The sequence below is a fragment of the uncultured Mobiluncus sp. genome (assembly GCF_963511525.1).
In the GTDB taxonomy this organism is placed as follows: Bacteria; Actinomycetota; Actinomycetes; order Actinomycetales; family Actinomycetaceae; genus Mobiluncus.
The window spans coordinates 20913-38945 of the sequence record NZ_CAUPIY010000009.1 but is presented as its reverse complement, the minus strand read 5'-3'; the positions used below and the strand labels follow the sequence as shown (position 1 = coordinate 38945).

Here is an 18033-nt window from a genome sequence, read left to right as displayed (position 1 = left end):
GGAAAATTTTCCGCGACGATTTTTAATTCACAATGACTGTGGATAACCTGTGGGTTCCCAACCCGCAACATCACACCTAACTTTGACCTAGGGGCTGAAGTAATAAAAACACTTAAAAAACGAATTCACTACCTTACCCACCGGTTATCCACAGACTTGTTCGGGGTTATCCACCTATTTTCCACCAAAATGGTTTGCTAAGTCAGAACCGAAAGCGTAGGTTTGAGCCCGGATATCTATCTTTCAACCCCTTCCTAGCGGGGGTGAAGTGTCGGTGAAAGGAGGCCGCGTGGAGGAACAAAATAATCTGGCTGTCGACCGGATTCCCCCCCACAACATCTTGGCTGAGCAATGTGTGCTCGGCGCCATGATTCTGTCAAAAAATGCCATCGCCGACACCTATAAATTGCTGCTGCCCAGCGACTTCTATGACTCCCGTCACGAGATTATTTTCAACACTATCCTGGACCTCTACGCGGCGGGAGCGGCTTCCGATCCGGTAACGGTGCCGGCTGAACTGGAAAAACGAGGTCAGCTCTCCCGCGTCGGTGGCTTGGATTACATACACACCGTGATTCACTCGGTGCCTACGGCCGCTAACGCCGCCTACTATGCTCAGATTGTGCGCGATCAGGCGACCTTGCGCGGCTTGGTCGAAGCAGGCACCCGCATCACCCAACTCGGTTACGCCATCGACACCACTGACGCAGACGAACTTATCAATACTGCCCACGCCGAACTCGACCGAGTCAGCGAAAAACGCACTTCTGAAGACTATCGACCACTATCCGAACTACTGACCCCAGTCTTGGACGAAATCCAACAGACCGACGACGACCCGCACACGGTCCACACGGGGTTCCTCGATTTTGACCGGGTGACCAACGGTCTGCGCGCCGGTCAGCTCATCATTGTGGCGGCGCGTCCGGCGATGGGTAAGTCGACCTTTGCCCTGGACATTTTGCGTCACGTGACTTTGAAAGAGAAACGTGCGGCGGCGATTTTTTCTCTCGAGATGTCGGCTGCGGACATCATCAAGAGGATGCTGTCAGCGGAGGCCAGCGTGCCGCTGTCCCTCCTGTTTGCGGGGATGCCCAACGACGGCCCCCAGAACCAGGCTAACTGGGACAATATCGCTTCGGCATATAACCGGATGAAGTCCGCGCCTTTCTATATTGACGATTCGCCAAACCTGACCATGCCCGATATTCGAGCCAAGTGCCGGCGCCTCAAGCATTCCACAGATTTGTCCCTCGTTGTCGTGGACTACATTCAGTTGATGAGTTCACACAAACGCATCGAGTCGCGTCAACAGGAAGTTTCCGAGATTTCACGGTCTTTGAAACTGTTAGCCAAAGAGCTGGAAGTGCCGGTGATTGGGGTCGCCCAGCTGAACCGTGGGCCGGAGTCTCGTACCGATAAGAAACCGATGATGAGCGACCTGCGAGAATCGGGTTCGTTGGAGCAGGACGCTGACTTGGTGCTGCTGCTGCACCGCCCCGAGTATTACAACTCGGACGACCGTCCCGGCGAAGCTGACCTCAATATCGCCAAGCACCGCAATGGACGCACCGAAATTATCAACCTGCAGTTCCAAGGCAAGTTTTCGCGTTTCGTCTCGGGGATTCACCGCAATCAAGAGGAGCCCCCGCCCCCGGATTACTAAAAACGCCCGGTGCCGGAAACCCGCAGGTTCCCGGCACCGTTCTCTATTTAGGTTCTACTTTTCCGCCCGCACCGTGACTTCCAGCGGTGAGGTGAGTTCTTCGAACAGGCGCACCGTCAGCTGGTAGGTACCGACTGACTTGATGGGCTTCTCGATAACAATCTTGCGCTTGTCGATTTCAGCGCCCTTTTGCTCCTTCACCGCCGCTGCAATCTGAGCGGTGGTGATAGCCCCGAACAGACGCCCGTTCGCGCCGGCCTTGGCATCAATCAGCACCGGGTCGCCTTCGGCAAGTTTGGCTTGCACCGCCTGAGCTATTTCCATCGAGGCAATCTGTTTCTTTGCCAGGGCGGCCTTCATCCGGTCAATTTCCACCTGGGACCCCTTGGTCCACGGCATCGCCAAGCGGCGCGGCAACAGGTAGTTGCGCGCGTAACCGGGACGGACTTCAACCACGTCGCCAGCGTTACCGAGCTTGTCGACTTCGTGGGTCAAAACAACTTTCGTATTCTGAGTCATTGTTTACTTCCTCCCTCAAATTTAGCGGCCGGAACCGGAGTAGGGCAGCAAAGCCATCTCGCGGGCGTTCTTAACGGCTTTCGCAATCTGACGCTGTTCCTGAACGGTTATACCGGTGACGCGCCGAGCGCGAATCTTGCCGCGGTCCGAAATAAACTTGCGCAGCAAAGCGGTGTCTTTGTAGTCAATGTCGCCAACCTTTTGAGCCTTCAGGGGGTTGGTCTTTTTCTTAATGGGTTTGGTGTTATTGCGCATCTGCTTACCCATATTGATCTCCTTATATATTGTGTTGAAAAACTTATCTGTGCTGTGTCGGAATGCCGCGGGAAAAAGCGGCAACCGGTTTAAAACGGCGGATTTTCGCCAAAGCTGGAATCAGCTGGAGCCCCCGGGGCGCCAAAGCCAGGCGCGGGCGAACCCCACGCGTCCCCATCGGATCCTCCGGCGGGAGCCCCATAAGTGGGCTGCGGCCGAGCTGCGCTAGGAGCGCTGTTGTAGCCGCCGCCATTCGCGTTGGCACCAAAGCCTCCCTCGCCGCGCTGAGTCCGGTTCACCGAGGCGGTAGCAAACCGCAGGGACGGACCAATCTCGTCTACCGTCATCTCTACTGAGGTGCGCCGAGAGCCATCTTGGGCTTCCCAAGAACGCTGCTGCAAACGGCCTTGAGCGATGACGCGCGACCCCTTGTGCAGGGATTCCGCAACGTTTTCCGCCAGTTCCCGCCAAGCGGTACACCGCAAGAACAGGGCTTCGCCGTCTTTCCAGCTGTTGGAGGCCCGGTCAAACGAACGCGGAGTTGACGCAATCGTGAAAGACGCCAACGCCGTGCCAGACTGGCCCCAGCGAAGTTCCGGGTCCGCCGTCAAGTTGCCTATTACCGTGATAATCGTGTCGCCTGCCATTGTTTCTCCTTAGTTGTCATCAATTCGGGGCGTGGTGCCAAAATCCGCTCGCTGTGCGGGGCCGTCACCGGCTCTACTCAACATATCAGGGACCCTGGAGACCAAAATTCGCCTCCGTTTGATTGGAAAAAATTAGGCATCCTTGCGCATCAGTTTGGTGCGCAGAATCGACTCGTTTAGGCCCAGCTGACGATCCAATTCCTTGGCGATTTCCGGGGTGGTTTCCATGTCGACAACCACGTAAATCCCGTCAGTCTTTTTCAATATGGGGTAGGCGAGCTTGCGCTTGCCCCACACATCAAGTTTCTCAATTTTGCCCCCCAGGTCTTCTACCTGGCCAAACAGGGCGCTCATCGAGGGTTCGACAGTGCGCTCATCGACCTCGGGGTCGACAATCACCATCATTTCGTATTTCCGCATATAACTCTCCTTTGGTCTTAACGGCCCCGGTCCCTCCGGAGCAGGAGTCGCCGTCCTGGCGCGGTGCCAAAACAGCCTTACGATTCTAACGTTTTCCGCCCACTTTAGCCAATTCTGGCTTGGTTATGCCATAACCCTGCACTTACCCGCCTCTGGAATCGGAGGACACGCCTCACCTCGCCCGTTATATGCTACTGTAACACCTACTCTAACATTTTAGAGTTACTCTCCCGCCACCCCTCAAAGTGCCAACCACCAGGACATATACCAACCGCCAACCCGCCCTCGTGCCAGCTACTGTAACGTACTGTAACAATGTTAGAGTAGCTGCCCCACCGGGCTTGTGAAATCATTACCGGTTGTTACGAGACGGGCCCGCCCGATTCGGTCGCGCCACCATCCCCACCCGGTGCCGGACTGGGGGGAACGGGCGAATTACTCGGGCTAGGCACAAACCCGGAAGTGCCCGGAATGGTAGGACTGGGTTCGGTTCCTCCCGAACCATTACCCGGCTCATAAGAGGGCTGATTCCCGGGACTTTGCGGCGTCAGGGGAGAAGGCGACAGGGACTGGCCGGGGGACAGGGACTCATCGGGGCTGGGAAGCAGGGAAGGTTCAGTCTCGGTAGGGCTTGGTTCTTCCGACCGGGTCACTGCCACTTTCTTGAGTTTCTGGGCTCTCGCAAACTGCTCGACTTCCAGGCCTTTCACGGCGCCGGACATATATTGTTTCCACAACCACGCCGGCCAGGTAGAGCCGGTAACTTCGCGAATACCACCAAACGGTGAGATGGATTGTTCCTCTCCGTTAGGCCCGGACTGGTACAGACCGACAATAGTCACCACCTGGGGGATGAATCCAGCAAAAACCGCGGACTTGTTGTCGGTCGACGATCCGGTCTTACCGGCGGAGGGCCTGCCGATTTGGGCTTTCACCGCAGTGCCTCCCGCCTGGAAAGGTCCCGTCAAGGCTTGGGTGGCGGTCAGGGCGATATTGCGTTCAATAACCTGATCCGCCGAGAAAGACGGCATATAAACAATGTCCCCGGCAGTGTCCGTGACCTGGCGAATCATGTGGACAGTCTCGCGTTTGCCCTCGTTGGCGATAGTTCCGTAAGCCTCAGCAATATTTGCCGCCGTCGGAGAAGCCGAACCCAGCACGTTCGTCAGGGAGTCGTCCAGGCCGGGGGTATTTTCGGGATAGCCCAGACGAATCGCCACTTCCTTAGTCAATGACGGTCCGACCTTCGCGTTCAAAGCGACATAAGCCGTGTTGACAGATTTCGCGGTAGCTTGCGCCAGGGTGACGGTTCCGTATGAAGCTCCGGCGAAGTTCCTGATGGGCACGCCTTGAATGGTCTGCGGGGAGTTCCCCGGGTAAGTGTCACTCAAGGATCCACCCTGTTCCAGGGAGGCAATCATGCCGAAAGGCTTAAACGTAGACCCAGCCTGGAAGTGTTCCTGGGTGGCGGCGTTAATCTGGACTTTCAGATAGTCCTGCCCCGGATATTCCGCAATAATTTCCCCCGTTTTCGGATCGGTGGAGATCATCGCGACGTGCAGGTTCTCAGAATGCCCCGACGGCAGCTTCGCCACCGTCTGTTCCATCAGTTTGACTTTATCTTTGTCTAAAGTCGTGATGATTTTCAGACCCATCGTGTCGATTTGTTCCTCGGTCAGGCCAGCCAAATCTTTCAGCTCCTGACGCGCCTGGAACATGAAATAGCCGTTCACTCCCCCGAAGTCCTGCACGCTCTGGGTGGGGGGAATCGTGGCCGGGAACTGCGCCGATGCCTGCTGCTCAGGAGTGATATACCCGTCGGCGGCCATGTTCTTAATGACCCGTTTCCACCGTTTTTCCGCCATTTCCTGGTTCACAGCCGGATCGTATGCGGAAGGCGCGGGGATAATGCCGGACAGCAGGGCGGCCTCGGAGTAATCAATATCCTTGGCGTTTTTTCCGAAATATGCCTTCGCGGCAGCCTGGATTCCATAGGATCCGCGGCCGAAATAAATCGTGTTCAAATAGTTGCCCAGGATTTCGTCTTTTTCCTGCTGGCGGTTAATCTTCAGCGCCATAATGGCTTCTCTGGCTTTCGCCCAGTACCGTTGCAACACGTTTCCCTGGTTCGTGTTTTCCGCCATGTAGTAGCGTTCCACGTACTGTTGGCTCAGCGTGGAAGCGCCCTGTGTCGCCCCGCCGCGCGCGTTATTGAGGAAAGCCCGGGCGATGCCGCGCAAATCGACCCCGGAGTTGGTCCAAAAAGTGCGATCCTCCGAGGCGACCACCGCGTTGCCAATCTGTTTGGGCAGGTCTTTCGTTTCGATAATTTCCCGGTTCACCTCAGCGAACTTTCCGATTTCGGTGGTTCCGTCGGAATAGTACACGGAGGTGACTTGGGCACGAGCGAACTCGGCGGGTTTCGGTATTTCGGTCGTGGCGTAAACAACCAGGAAAGTTGCTAGGGCACCCACAATGGACAGGATGATGAGGAACAGCAGGGTCAGGAAAAAATTGCGAACATAGTGGTGTTTGCGCCGTTTGGGGTGCACCTGTCGCACGGATTGCCCAGTTACTGTGCGTGGTCGTGCTGCCTTTGCCATGTTACCTGTCCTCGCCACAGTCTTCCCGATTCACCCTAAGCGGTGAAGCGGTTTTACCGCGCTTCGTCCTGTTCGTTCGTACCATTGTGCCATTTTTCCCACCAGTCACGCAGAACTGTAATGGCATTATCATGTCCGACCGGGCCGTGTTCCATCCGGTAGGTCAGCATAAACCGATAAGCTTTGCCGACCTCCGGGCCGGCGGGAATCCCCAGGATTTCCATGATTTCGTCCCCGTTAAGTTCGGGGCGTACCGCGTCGAGTTCCTCCTGGGCTTTCAGCTCCTTAATCCGGGTTTCCAGGTCATCGTAGGCGGCCGCCAGGCGGTGGGCTTTTTTCACGTTTCGGGTCGTGCAGTCGGCACGAGTCAGGCGGTGCAGGCGTTCCAGTAGGGGACCGGCGTCGGTGATGTAGCGGCGCACGGCGGAATCGGTCCACACTTGTTCTCCGTAGCCGTGAAACCGCTGGTGCAAGGCCACCAGTCGGGATACGTCACGAATCGTCGCCTTGTCATATTTCAAGGCTTTCAGGCGGTTGCGAGTAATCCGGGCTCCCACCACGTCGTGCTGGTGAAAGGTAACGACCCCGCCGGCCTCGAAACGCCGGGTCGCGGGCTTGCCAATGTCGTGTAAAATCGCTGCCAGCCGCAGCACCAAGTCCGGTGCGGGCACCGGCCCGTCCGGCCCGGTCTCCTGAGCGATAGCCTGGTCGAGCACGGTCAGGGAGTGTTCCCACACGTCCTTGTGACGTTTGTGTTCATCTTGCATATCCAGCAAATCCATTAGTTCGGGCAAGACCTGGTCGGCCAGCTGAGTGTAAACCATCAGCTCCAGCCCGCGACGCGGCGCTTTGGCGGTCATCAGGCGGGATAGTTCGGCCTGGACACGTTCGGGGGAAACAATGCTCAGCCGTTCGCGCATCGTTTCCATCGCCTGCATCGTTTCGTAATCCACGTCAAACTCAAGTTGGGCAGCGAATCGTGCCGCGCGCATAATCCGCAGGGGGTCGTCGGAAAATGATTCTTCCGGGTCGATAGGGGTGCGCAAAATCCCGGCCGCTAAATCGTTGAGTCCTCCGGTGGGATCCACCAGCTCCAGGGTAGGCAAGCGCAGCGCGATGGCATTAACCGTGAAATCGCGGCGAAACAGGTCCCCCTCCAGGGTGTCGCCGAACTTGACGGTGGGTTTGCGCGAATCCCGCTGGTAGTCGTCACTGCGATAGGTCGTGATTTCGAACACGTCATCGCCTTTGCGGGCTCCCAAGGTGCCGTAGTTGCGTCCCACGTCCCACACTGCGTCCGCCCACGAGCGCAGTACCGCCTCGGTTTCATCGGGACGCGCCGAAGTGGTCAGGTCCAAGTCATGGGGGGTGATTCCCAGCAAGGCGTCGCGAACCGGCCCTCCGACCAGCGCAATCTCAAAGCCGGCGGCGGCGAACACCTTTCCCAGAGGCACCACTTTCGCCTCCAGCTCACGGCGCACCGCGTCCTGCCGGCTCGCCTTCGTACCGGGCTGTTCCCCTGCCGCGGCCGGGGAAGTTTGGGTCGGGAGTGCGTTTTTCGCGGTCGTTTCGGTCATGACCCTCCTTTCTGGGTACGTTTCCTCGCAATGATTGGCCTATTACCGGGACTTTTTACCGGGTTTTCAACCGGTTAGAAAAACCTCGGCACTATTTTATATAAAATCGACGTATGTCAGCCGCGCCGGAATCGAATCAGCCCGTCCCCGAGGGCTTTTACCGGTCGCGTTCGGGGCGCCTGCTGCCGATAGTGCAAGAGGTCAGCGCGGGCGGGCTGGCGGTGAAACTCATTGAGGGAAAGGTGTGCGCCGCGTTGATTTTGCGTCAAGGTCGCGCCGGTCGTCTGGAATGGCTGCTGCCCAAGGGGCACGTGGAACCGGAGGAAACCATTCCCCAAGCCGCCGCTCGTGAAGTCCAGGAGGAAACCGGCATCGAGTGCCGTCCGGTGCGTTACCTCTCCTCGATGGATTACTGGTTTTCCGGCCCTGACCGGCGGGTTCACAAGGTCGTTCACCACTTTTTGCTGGAGGCTACCGGTGGTGAGATTACGGCGGAGGGCGACCCTGACCACGAGGCCTGCACCGCGCAATGGGTGCCGCTGTCCCTGCTGGACAAACGTTTGGCTTTTCCAGCCGAACGCCGCATTGGAGCGTTGGCTCGAAAAATGTTGGGGGTGCACCGTTGAAGCTGCGCCGGTCGATTCCGTTCATTTCCCGCGTCTTTCTCGGTTTAGCGGCGTTGTCTGTCGTGTCGCTAGCTGGCGGCACGCCCGGCCTAGCACAGGCCCAAACGGAAAAACCTTCCCCCACCCCTTCTGCCAGCCCCTGTAAGTCCGCGACCAGCTCACGCTCCGCTCCCGCCTTTTGCGGATCGGGCTTCAATCACCAGGGCGTTCACCTGGAAATCACCGCGATGACCCCCATCGTGACCCCAGACACCACCGAATTGACTGTAAACGCCCTGTTGGAGGTCAACTCTGACTATGACCAAGCCTCCTCGGGCACGCTGAGGCTCGAAGTTTCGACCCAAACCCCCGTCACGCGCGAAGAACTAAACCAGTGGATGGACGCCCGAGACAATGACGCGCGTTTACAGAGAAACCTCCAAACCGTCTCGACCCAGCAAATTACCCATCTCACCGCGGGTAAACCCCAGCAGGTGACGCTGCACGTGCCGGTGACGGATCTGCCGCTGGCGGGCACGGATCGGTGGGGACCTCGGCCCCTGACCTTGACTTTTGTTCCGGATCCGGCCACGTCCGGGACGAACAAAGCGTCTGGCGCTGATTTGTCCCACATCTCCCAGGACCGGTCTTTCCTGCTGTGGGATTCCGGGGCGGCCTTTAAGCCCAGCGAGCTGCTGGCTTTCGTACCCCTCACCACCACCAAAGCTGACATTTTGGCCTCGACCTGGCCGCTGCCGAACCTGGCTGAGGTGAGCAGTACCCGGATGCAAACCGTGTGCGAACTGGCCACCGCCACCGGACTAACCCCCGTTTTCGACCCGCTCCTCCTGGAACCGGAACTGAACGGCATCAACGACGCGGCGAACCTATTGAACCTTGAAAACGGGCCGACCCAACCAGCTGCCGAAACCCCGCACCCAACCCCGACCCAGCCCAGTGTGGCCAACAGTCTGGCGGGCGGATTGTGTGGAAAACAACCCATTGCTTATCTTCCTCCGGGTGACTTTGCGGCCGCAAACACGTCTTGGTTGGATGATTCCTCCCGTTTACGCCTTGACAAAGCCGCCGCAGACTTGGCCGAAAAAGTCAGCGAAAAACTTCCCGATTACCAGGCAAACCTTTTGTTGTGGCCCGATTTCAGTCAAAAATACTTGCCGTCGGGGGACGTGGCGGGTGAAAACCTGCTGTGGGGTGCGGACCGCCCGATGATTTTGTCCCCCGATTCGGGATTCAGTGATGACCTGCGTCCTCTGTCCCATGACCCGGATGCCCGCCGTCTTATCAACTTCGTCGGCCGACATGAGGAAATGGCGATTCAAAGCCTCGGATGGACTTTGGATGCTCAGCTTTCGCGCCTTTTAAACGGGCTTCCAGCCTCTGATCCGGCCAACCAAACCGGCACTGCCAGCACGAACAAAATCGCTGCTAATACTTCGGGCATAACGCCAGCCGGTGGCGCGGATTCGCCCACCGAGCTTTCCCCGGTGGCTGCCCGTCAGTGGGCTTTGGCGCAAACCGCTGTTTTGACCCGGCAGCGTCCTTTCGCTCCGCGCCTGTTTGCGGCGGGTGCTAAGCGCGATTATAGTGCCGACGCCACTCAAAAGGCCGTCATGGAGGGGCTTTCGCAGGCCCGCTGGTTGACGTTCCCCGCCTGGAACACAGTTCGCCCCGACAGCCCCGAAGTCGCGGGTAAAACCCCAGCTAAGCCGGTAACTGTGACTGTGCCTGACCCTTACCCGGCACCGACTGACCCAAGCATTTTTACTTCCGGCTCAACCAATCCCGACCCAAAACGTAACCTTCCCAGCGTGATTTGGTATTCCAACCCGTCCATAGCTGCGGCCAATAATCTGCAAGCAGCCGAGGCCCTCAGTGCTACCATGGCCGATCCGCAACGTTTCCAGCTCATGTTTGACGCACTTCAAGTCGCTAGCAACTGTGCGTCTTGTGCGGGTTCCGCCCCTGACGGACTGATTTGGGCGACAGGCACCGCGGCAGAAAAACAGACCGCAATTGACCACGCCCGCCATCCGCAAAACCCGGCTGATCTTGACATTGCCCCGAACACGCTTGATCCTGATGTGTCCACTGCTCTACTTGGCCTGGTTCAAGCCCAACCGGCTTCGGTCATCAACCTCATCGATAAGAGCGCTCAACTGCCGATTTCCGTCTCTAACGGCTGGGACCAAGCCGTGAGCGTGCGCCTGAAACTGACCCCAACGGATACACGCCTGCAGTTCGGTCAGGTCGAGACTCTCACGATTGCGCCCCACGCCATTGGCCAGTTCCGCATTCCCGTGAAAGCAATCGGTTCGGGAGACGTGCAGGTCACCGTGCAGCTGACCAACCCGGCGGGGCAAAGCATCGGCACGCCGGAAACTATCCAGGTGCGGGTCAGGGCGGAATGGGAATCCACCGGAACCTATATTGTCGCGGGCTTGCTGGCTGCCGTGTTGGTTTTCGGGATAGTCCGGCGTATCGTGAAAGGCCCAAAGAACCGTAAGCTCAAAACGGGAGACAGGCGTGAGTGAAAACCCGATGAATGAACCGGTGCCGGATTCCAGCCCGAACCCGAAACAGCCCCCGCAGCTGCGCCAAGTCGCTGACGGGGTGGCAAATACGAAAACGGGCAAATCCAGCGCCATTATGGCGGCGGGAACCCTGGTGTCCCGCGTGCTGGGCTTCGTGCGCCAATGGCTGCTGGTGGTGGCCATTGGCGGGTTCGGTATCGCCGACTCTTTCAACACCGCCAATATCCTGCCTAACACGCTGTATAACCTGCTGGCGGGCGGGATTTTGAACGCGATTCTGGTGCCCACCATCGTGCGCGCACTGGCAAACAATAGCGGTAAAGAAGGCGTTGATCGGGTTAACGCCCTGCTCACCCTCGCTTCTATCGCTTTGTTGGGATTGACTGTGCTGTCGGTGGCTCTGGCTTGGCCCCTGGTGATGCTGTTCGCGGGGGGAATGCAGCCGAAACTGTTCAACCTCACCGTCATTTTTGCCCTGTGGTGTCTGCCGCAGATCTTCTTTTATGGCACATACGCCCTGCTGGGACAGGTGTTGAACTCCCTGTCCAGCTTCGGCCCCTACATGTGGTCTCCGGTGGTGAATAACCTGGTGGGGATTGCCGGACTGGGGGTGTTCATCAACCTGTACGGCACCGCCCCGGCCCACGACTTTGATGTGTCGAAGTGGGATGCGGCCCGGATTGCCCTTTTGGCGGGTTCCATGACATTGGGTATCGCTCTGCAAGCGATTATTTTGGTGTTTCCCCTGATGCATCTCGGTTTTCGGCTGCGCGCCAATTTTCACTGGCGCGGTTTGGGTTTTCGTCACACCGGACGGGTCGCAGCCTGGGCGTTCGCGGGTCTGTTAGCCAATACGCTCATGAATTTGATTGTGGCACGTATCGCTTCGGCGGCTAACGGTGCCGGTCAGGTGGACGGTAATTTCTACCCCGGTTTCGCAATCTACCAATACGCCAACACGCTGTATATGCTGCCCCAATCCCTGGTGACAATTTCCGTAACGACCGCGGTCTTTACTTCCATGGCTCTGCACGCCACCAGGGACGACATCCCGGCTTTAGCTGGGGACTACCTGCAGGCTGCCCGGCTGTCCAGCCTGTTCAACTTCCTCTTGGCGGGTATGTTGATTGTGGGAGCACTGCCCTTGGCCAATGTCACCGCCACCGCCCTGCCGCCCCAGCAGGCCCAGGCTTTGGCCGTCATCCTCATCATTTTGAGCTTGGGCATTCCGGGCCAAGTCATTTTTTCCACCACCTCGCGCGCCCTGTATTCCCTGGAGGACACCCGCACTCAGTTTTTCCTGATGCTGCCCTTCCCCTTCCTGACTGCCCTTCTCGGTTTCGTTGCGTATGTGCTGCTCAGTCCCTCTTTCTGGGTTCCGGTTACGGCCGCGGCCGAGCCCTTGTCCCTGAGTTCTTCGGCGCTGGTGGGTCTGGTTATGCTGCGCCGCCAGGGTTTTTCAAAAGCCGTGTTTGCCCAAGTTTTCGGTCATTACCTGCGTTTATTTGTGGCGGTAATCGTGGCAGGGATTCCAGCTTGGGTGTTGTTGACCTTCGTTATTCCTTCTCCCGGCGCGAACTGGACTTACGGTGCCACTTTTGTCTCCGGAGCTTGGCGCTGCCTGGTGGTGGCGCTGGTTATGGCTCCCCTGTACTTTGCGGTGCTGTGGATTTTCCGGGTGCGGGAAGTGCGGGGATTCGCTGGGAAGCTGCGCCGGCGCTAACCCGCGGCCCACTTCAAGCTTTCGTGAGATATCGCGGGAGTCTGTGGATTTATCCCAGTTTTACCGGGTTAGAGGAAATCCTCCATGTTTTGCCGCGGTTTTCAAACACAGGCTAAAATACATAAATAGGCTGAATTTAAGGGGGCGGCGTGGATAACACCAAGTCAAATGGCGCACCGGTGTTCCGTTCTGTCTCGGCCGGCGTTCCTCCCCAGCCCACTCCACTGTTCAATAATTCGCCCTCAGCGGCTGAATCTGAGGAACACGTCATTGACGTGCCTGACGAAGATACCTTGACCGGTGAGGATGTTATTGACGAGGTTACCGGCAAATCCTGGGGCGCTGACCGCACGCGCTTACGCAAAGACTGGAACACTTGGAAAGCGGAAACCACCGAAGTTTTGAACACCAGCCTCACCAATGCGCGCCAGGCTGCCACCGATTACACCCCTAACCATGAGGAAGTTCCCGCTGGCGAATCGGCTCTGACCTTAAAAATCACGTTGCTAGGGGTAGTAGTGGCAGCGGTGTTGGCGCTGTTTGTCTGGTTCTGGCCGCATTCTGGGTCAGTAAAAGCCGATACTTCCCTGGATCTGTCCCCCGTCCCTGACTTGCAGGTGCTTCCCGAAGCCGAGCCGACCCCGCTGCCCATAACCGATGTGGCTTCGGTCTCGGGTTTGCCCGACGGCTACGACCATCCCGAATTGGCGGGCTTAGCGATTGACGGTAAGGCTGAGACGTCTTGGCGCACTGCCGCACTGCGGTCAGAGGTGTTGGCTGGCGGACGCGGTTACGGACTGGTGATAAACCTTGGAGACTCCCCGGTACAGGTGAAAAAGGTGGTGGTGAATTCCGCCTCAACGGGAGGCAATCTGGAGCTGCGCCAGGGCAATGCCGAGAATTTCCGGCAGGCTACCGTCCTGGGATCCCAACCCTTGTCCTCCACAATCACCTACCATCTGGCTCAGCCGGTGGAAACGAACAGCCTGGTTTTGTGGTGTACCGAGATGCCTACCGCTGCCGGCGGCGAGTACCGTTTGAATATTTCCGAGATTCAGGTTCTCGGTTAGCTTTTCTTCGTGGGGTTTTCCCAAGTCAGGTGGCTTCCGTCACAATTCTCGCTCGGCTCTCAGCGAATTCTATCCCCTTGGTAAGGGTTCACAGCTACAATAAATCTCAGCTATTGTTTTCTCACCAAAGGGAGTCCTTTTGTACGACGTCATTATTATCGGTTCAGGTCCGGCCGGTTACACCGCTGGGATTTACGCGGGACGAGCCGCTTTGAAAACACTGCTGGTGGCGGGGTCGATGAACATCGGCGGAATGCTGATGAACACGACCCTGGTGGAAAACTATCCCGGTTTCAAGGACGGGATCCAAGGCCCGGACTTGATGCAGGAAATGCTGGAACAAACTGAGCGTTTCGGGGTTGAGGTTATCTATGAGGATGCCCTGAAGCTGGATTTGCGCGGCGACATTAAGACTGTCGTGACTGATGAGGGTACTCACCAGGGACGCACGGTCATCATCGCGACCGGGTCGGGTTACCGCACTTTGGATGTTCCGGGCGAAGAGGAACACGCCGGTCACGGAGTGTCTTACTGCGCCACTTGTGATGGGTTCTTTTTCCGCGATCAACCCATCATGGTCGTTGGTGGCGGGGACTCCGCGATGGAGGAGGCCGTGTTCCTGACTCACTACGGTTCCTCTGTCACGGTGGTGCACCGCCGCGATGAGCTGCGGGCCAGCGCGGCTATGCAGGCCAAGGCGTTTAACGAAGAAAAGATTTCATTTGAGTTCGACACAGTTGTGGAGTCCATTAACGGCACTGACAAGGTGGACTCGGTCACGTTGCGCAACGTGAAAACCGGGGAAACTAAGACTGTGCCGGTCGGCGGCATCTTTATCGCCGCAGGTCACCTGCCGCGCACCGAACTGGTCAAGGATCAGCTACGGTTGGATGCACAAGGCAACATTTTGGTCGATTCACCCTCCACGCGCACTTCCATGCCGGGCGTGTTCGCCGCGGGAGACGTTACGGACGGAATTTATCGCCAAGCAGTAACTTCGGCGGCCTCCGGCTGCCGCGCGGCCATTGACGCAGACCGCTACATCAAAGACCAAGACGCTCAGATTAAGCTCTGAGCCCGAGGAACAGTGCTTTTCCCTCGGCGCTACAGCCGGGAAACATTACACACAAGAGAAAGGTAAATATTATGTCTAACGCCATCGAAGTGGGCGAAAGCAATTTCACGGCCGAGGTTTTGGAGTCTGACGTGCCGGTGCTGGTGGATTTCTGGGCAGTTTGGTGCGGCCCGTGCCGTCAGATGGCGCCGATTGTGGATCAGATTGCCGCCGACTTTGGGGATCGCCTGAAAGTCGCCAAGTGTGACGTTGACAACAATCCGTCTATTCAGGCTCAATACGGGGTTTCTGCCATTCCGACCTTCAACATATTCAAGGGTGGCAAGGTCGTTCACCAGATTATCGGGGGTCGGCCGCGGTCTCAGTTCAAGGCGGAAATCGAAGCTGCCCTCGCCTAATCGCAGCCAAACTGCGATTACCGCCCTTGACGTGACGCCTTCGCGTTTTTGGCGCTGAATTCGCCTCCACGTTTGCGTTTCAGCCTTTACAATGGAGGGACAAACACTACTCCGCGGTCCTTCGCTGGGGTTTCCGGCTTTACTCCTTTCTCCCGGGCCCAGCGCGGGACCGCTTTCGTATCACGGTGTGTCGCCCCGAAATTTTGGCTCAGTTTCGCGCCAGCGTAAACTTGCAGGTAACTCTCTCTAAGGAACGTGTTATGACTTCAGCTTCTGTAACGAGCCAAACCGACTGGTCGGACCGATTTTCGGTGCGCGCCAGCAACCTGCAAATCAGCGAAACGCGAGCCTTATTTGCCGTCGCCTCTCGCCCGGAGGTGGTCTCTTTGGCAGGAGGGATGCCAAACCTGAAAGACCTGCCCCTGCGTGAGATTGCGCGCTCTTTCCAGCAGATGTTTGAAAAGGACGGTGCTACCGCCATGCAGTACGGCGGTGGTCAGGGTTTGGAAGTGCTGCGCGAGCAAATCACCGACATTATGAGCTTGGAAGGTATCCACGCCTCCGCCGCCAACGTCACCATCACCGCCGGTTCTCAGCACGCATTAGACCTGGTCACGCAGCTTTTTGTGGATCCTGGCGACCCGATTTTGGTCGAAGCGCCCTCCTATGTTGGCGCCCTGTCAGTGTTCCATTCCTATCAATGTGACGTACATCACGTTTTAATGGATCAAGAGGGACTCATTCCCGAAGCCCTGGACGAAGCCGCAACCGAACTGGAAAAGGCCGGCAGGCCCGCAAAGTTCCTTTATACCGTTCCGAACTTTCACAACCCTGGTGGCATGACCCTCACCGAACAGCGCCGTCCGCAAATTGTGAACATTTGCCAACGCCACCACCTGCTGATTTTGGAAGATAACCCCTACGGTTTGCTCGGTTTTGACGGTCACCTCTACCCTGCTCTGCAGCCTTTGAACCCCGAGGGCATTATCTACCTGGGTTCTTTCTCAAAGATGTTTGCTCCGGGGTTCCGTATCGGCTGGGCGCTGGCTCCCACCCAAATTACACAAAAGCTGGTGGTCGCTAACGAAACCGCCATCTTGACCCCTTCTATGGCGGCCGAAATGTCCATCTCGAAATACCTCCACGACTTCGACTGGTACGCCCAAGTCGACAAGTTCCGGGTCATGTACCGCGGCCGGGCTCGCGCCACCTTGGAAGCCCTCAAGAAATACCTTCCGGACTGCACTTGGACGCACCCGGTCGGCGGTTTCTACACCTGGGTTCATTTCCCCGACGGCATCAACACGAATGCTATGCTGCCCCGTGCCGTCCAAAACCTGGTCGCCTACGTCTCGGGCACGGCTTTCTATGCGGACGGGCGCGGCTCTGACTATCTGCGCATCGCCTACTGCTATCCTCCCGAGGAACAAATCCGCGAAGGTATCCGCCGCCTGGCCGTGACCGTGGAACAGGAAAAAGCTCTCATTGCTAACGGCGAGGCAGCATCCGCGGTTTCCACCGCCAAGTCCGCCTAAACTATTTTCCCAGGTCTTTCGACTAGCCGTTCATCTATTTCGCCCCGACTGACTTTCACAAGCTCGGTCACCTCGTTACTCGATAAGTCCATTGACCGGTTTCACAAGGGCGGTCGGGGACGTCCCCGTGTTTCCCAACCTACCGCCCGGGATTGTTTCACGTGAAACAATTGCGCCGTGCTTTACGTCACGCTTTTGGTGTTCTTGTCCCCGGCTCTGTCTGTCACTACTCCCGGCTTGGTCATGCAGACTCTCATTTCCGGGTTGGCCGAACACGCGGAGAGCTTGTTGTGGCTGACGCTGTCTGTACGACTGAGATCGTCCACGTGTCTGACGCACCGCCTGCCTGAAACTCTGAACCAGGCACGTCCGGCGCTTTAGCGACTGGCAATAATTTTGGTAATCCGCGCTAAATCATCGCTGTCGGCGAACTCAATAGTAACTTTGCCTTTGCTTTTTCCGACTTGCAGGTTAACTCGGGTCTGCAAGACGTCTTCTAAATGTGCTTTCATTTCCATCAGGTCTGGACTCAGCGGGGTTGCTTGCCGTTTTTTCTGTGCCGCTTTCTGGGTTTGATCGCCCACCGCTACGATTTCTTCGGTGGCTCGTACCGACAAGCCTTCGGCCACAATCCGCTGGGCCAAATGCGTCATCGCGGCGGCGTCCTCTAATGCCAGCAGGGCGCGGGCGTGACCAGCTGACAACACCCCGGCCGCGACCTGTACCTGTACCTCCGCGGGCAACTTCAGCAGCCGCAAAGTGTTAGCAATCTGGGGGCGGGAACGGGAGAGCCGCTTCGCCAAGGTTTCTTGGGTGACTCCCAGTTCCTCAATCATCTGTTGGTAGGCGGCCGCTTCTTCTAACGGATTGAGGTTCACGCGTTGGATATTTTCCAGCAGGGCGTTGACCCGCATCTCATCATCAGCGGTTTCCCGGATGATGGCCGGAACCGTGGTGCGTCCCGCGAGTTTTGCCGCCCGCAGACGCCGCTCCCCCATGACCAGCTCGTATTTCGGTTTCTTTCCAGTCCCGATTTGCCGCACGGTGACAGGCTGCAAAATGCCGACACTGCGAATCGAGTTCGCCAGTTCCGCCAAAGCGTCTTCATCAAAAACTTCGCGCGGTTGCGCCCGGTTGGCGCTGATCGCGGCGATGGGCAGTTCTTGCACCGTCATGCCCGGGACCGGCACCAGAGCCGTGTCCGCCGCGTTCGCGGTTTTGCGCTGCATCGCATCGGGACTCAACAGCTCGTGTACCTTGTCATTGCCTTTAGTCGCTGTTGCTCCCGGTTTGGGTGGAACCAGCACGTCCACGCCGCGCGGCTGAGACTGCGCACCCGGAATCAAAGCGCCCAGACCACTGCCTAAAGCCCGTTTTTTCGCCATGTG

General features: G+C 57.7%; 16 protein-coding genes. 9 read left to right on the top strand and 7 right to left on the bottom strand.

Annotated features, from left to right (window positions below; all coding sequences use genetic code 11):
• Positions 1-289 precede the first annotated feature (289 nt).
• Entirely contained in the window at positions 290-1666 is a 1377-nt protein-coding gene (gene dnaB, locus RQ935_RS07380) for a replicative DNA helicase (RefSeq protein WP_311497819.1), read from the top strand.
• Between the two features lie 54 nt (positions 1667-1720).
• Here the strand turns inward: dnaB and rplI are convergent, their stop codons facing one another.
• The 6 genes from rplI to RQ935_RS07350 all read right to left on the bottom strand — a co-directional run bounded on the left by rplI (position 1721) and on the right by RQ935_RS07350 (position 7687).
• Positions 1721-2185 (bottom strand): 50S ribosomal protein L9, encoded by a 465-nt coding sequence (gene rplI / locus RQ935_RS07375; RefSeq protein ID WP_311497818.1) that lies wholly within the window; start codon positions 2183-2185, stop codon positions 1721-1723.
• 21 nt (positions 2186-2206) lie between these two features.
• Positions 2207-2452, bottom strand: a complete 246-nt coding sequence (rpsR, locus tag RQ935_RS07370) for a 30S ribosomal protein S18 (protein ID WP_311497817.1) — start codon at positions 2450-2452, stop codon at positions 2207-2209.
• 77 nt (positions 2453-2529) lie between these two features.
• Positions 2530-3087, bottom strand: coding sequence for a single-stranded DNA-binding protein (locus RQ935_RS07365; RefSeq protein WP_311497816.1), 558 nt, complete (start codon positions 3085-3087; stop codon positions 2530-2532).
• 132 nt (positions 3088-3219) lie between these two features.
• The gene (gene rpsF, locus RQ935_RS07360; protein ID WP_297723768.1) at positions 3220-3507 is read right to left on the bottom strand and encodes a 30S ribosomal protein S6; all 288 of its coding nucleotides are present in this window, start codon (positions 3505-3507) and stop codon (positions 3220-3222) included.
• A gap of 362 nt (positions 3508-3869) precedes the next feature.
• A complete protein-coding gene (locus RQ935_RS07355) occupies positions 3870-6110 on the bottom strand; it encodes a transglycosylase domain-containing protein (RefSeq protein WP_311497815.1) in 2241 nt (746 codons plus the stop codon).
• Between the two features lie 53 nt (positions 6111-6163).
• Complete coding sequence (locus RQ935_RS07350) at positions 6164-7687, bottom strand: CCA tRNA nucleotidyltransferase (protein WP_311497814.1); 1524 nt, start codon at positions 7685-7687, stop codon at positions 6164-6166.
• A 113-nt stretch (positions 7688-7800) separates the two neighbouring features.
• On the opposite strand from RQ935_RS07350, the gene RQ935_RS07345 reads away from it, so the two are divergent.
• The 8 genes from RQ935_RS07345 to RQ935_RS07310 all read left to right on the top strand — a co-directional run bounded on the left by RQ935_RS07345 (position 7801) and on the right by RQ935_RS07310 (position 17026).
• A complete protein-coding gene (locus RQ935_RS07345; RefSeq protein WP_311497813.1) occupies positions 7801-8313 on the top strand; it encodes an NUDIX hydrolase in 513 nt (170 codons plus the stop codon).
• A complete protein-coding gene (locus RQ935_RS07340; RefSeq protein ID WP_311497812.1) occupies positions 8310-10844 on the top strand; it encodes a DUF6049 family protein in 2535 nt (844 codons plus the stop codon). The genes RQ935_RS07345 and RQ935_RS07340 overlap by 4 nt, the downstream gene beginning before the upstream one ends.
• Positions 10837-12567 carry a lipid II flippase MurJ gene (gene murJ / locus RQ935_RS07335; protein ID WP_311497811.1) on the top strand — a complete coding sequence of 577 codons (1731 nt, stop codon included), beginning with the start codon at positions 10837-10839 and terminating at the stop codon, positions 12565-12567. The genes RQ935_RS07340 and murJ overlap by 8 nt, the downstream gene beginning before the upstream one ends.
• A 149-nt stretch (positions 12568-12716) precedes the next feature.
• Positions 12717-13637, top strand: coding sequence for a hypothetical protein (locus RQ935_RS07330; RefSeq protein ID WP_311497810.1), 921 nt, complete (start codon positions 12717-12719; stop codon positions 13635-13637).
• 139 nt (positions 13638-13776) lie between these two features.
• Positions 13777-14712 (top strand): thioredoxin-disulfide reductase, encoded by a 936-nt coding sequence (gene trxB / locus RQ935_RS07325; RefSeq protein WP_311497809.1) that lies wholly within the window; start codon positions 13777-13779, stop codon positions 14710-14712.
• A gap of 71 nt (positions 14713-14783) precedes the next feature.
• Entirely contained in the window at positions 14784-15110 is a 327-nt protein-coding gene (trxA, locus tag RQ935_RS07320; protein ID WP_311497808.1) for a thioredoxin, read from the top strand.
• A 260-nt stretch (positions 15111-15370) separates the two neighbouring features.
• Entirely contained in the window at positions 15371-16645 is a 1275-nt protein-coding gene (locus RQ935_RS07315) for a PLP-dependent aminotransferase family protein (protein ID WP_311497807.1), read from the top strand.
• Positions 16646-16822: 177 nt separating this feature from the next.
• Positions 16823-17026 (top strand): hypothetical protein, encoded by a 204-nt coding sequence (locus RQ935_RS07310; protein WP_311497806.1) that lies wholly within the window; start codon positions 16823-16825, stop codon positions 17024-17026.
• On the opposite strand, the gene RQ935_RS07305 is transcribed toward RQ935_RS07310, so the two are convergent.
• A complete protein-coding gene (locus tag RQ935_RS07305) occupies positions 17023-18030 on the bottom strand; it encodes a ParB/RepB/Spo0J family partition protein (protein ID WP_311497805.1) in 1008 nt (335 codons plus the stop codon). The two genes, RQ935_RS07310 and RQ935_RS07305, sit on opposite strands and share 4 nt — an antisense overlap.
• Between the last annotated feature and the right edge of the window lie 3 nt (positions 18031-18033).

Bases quoted from the DNA above. Each gene is read 5' to 3' on its own strand.
- rpsR (WP_311497817.1), bottom strand. From the start codon at position 2,452: ATGGGTAAGCAGATGCGCAATAACACCAAACCCATTAAGAAAAAGACC.
- RQ935_RS07355 (WP_311497815.1), bottom strand. From the start codon at position 6,110: ATGGCAAAGGCAGCACGACCACGCACAGTAACTGGGCAATCCGTGCGA.
- rplI (WP_311497818.1), bottom strand. From the start codon at position 2,185: ATGACTCAGAATACGAAAGTTGTTTTGACCCACGAAGTCGACAAGCTC.
- RQ935_RS07365 (WP_311497816.1), bottom strand. From the start codon at position 3,087: ATGGCAGGCGACACGATTATCACGGTAATAGGCAACTTGACGGCGGAC.
- RQ935_RS07305 (WP_311497805.1), bottom strand. From the start codon at position 18,030: ATGGCGAAAAAACGGGCTTTAGGCAGTGGTCTGGGCGCTTTGATTCCG.
- trxA (WP_311497808.1), top strand. From the start codon at position 14,784: ATGTCTAACGCCATCGAAGTGGGCGAAAGCAATTTCACGGCCGAGGTT.
- RQ935_RS07345 (WP_311497813.1), top strand. From the start codon at position 7,801: ATGTCAGCCGCGCCGGAATCGAATCAGCCCGTCCCCGAGGGCTTTTAC.
- rpsF (WP_297723768.1), bottom strand. From the start codon at position 3,507: ATGCGGAAATACGAAATGATGGTGATTGTCGACCCCGAGGTCGATGAG.
- RQ935_RS07315 (WP_311497807.1), top strand. From the start codon at position 15,371: ATGACTTCAGCTTCTGTAACGAGCCAAACCGACTGGTCGGACCGATTT.
- RQ935_RS07350 (WP_311497814.1), bottom strand. From the start codon at position 7,687: ATGACCGAAACGACCGCGAAAAACGCACTCCCGACCCAAACTTCCCCG.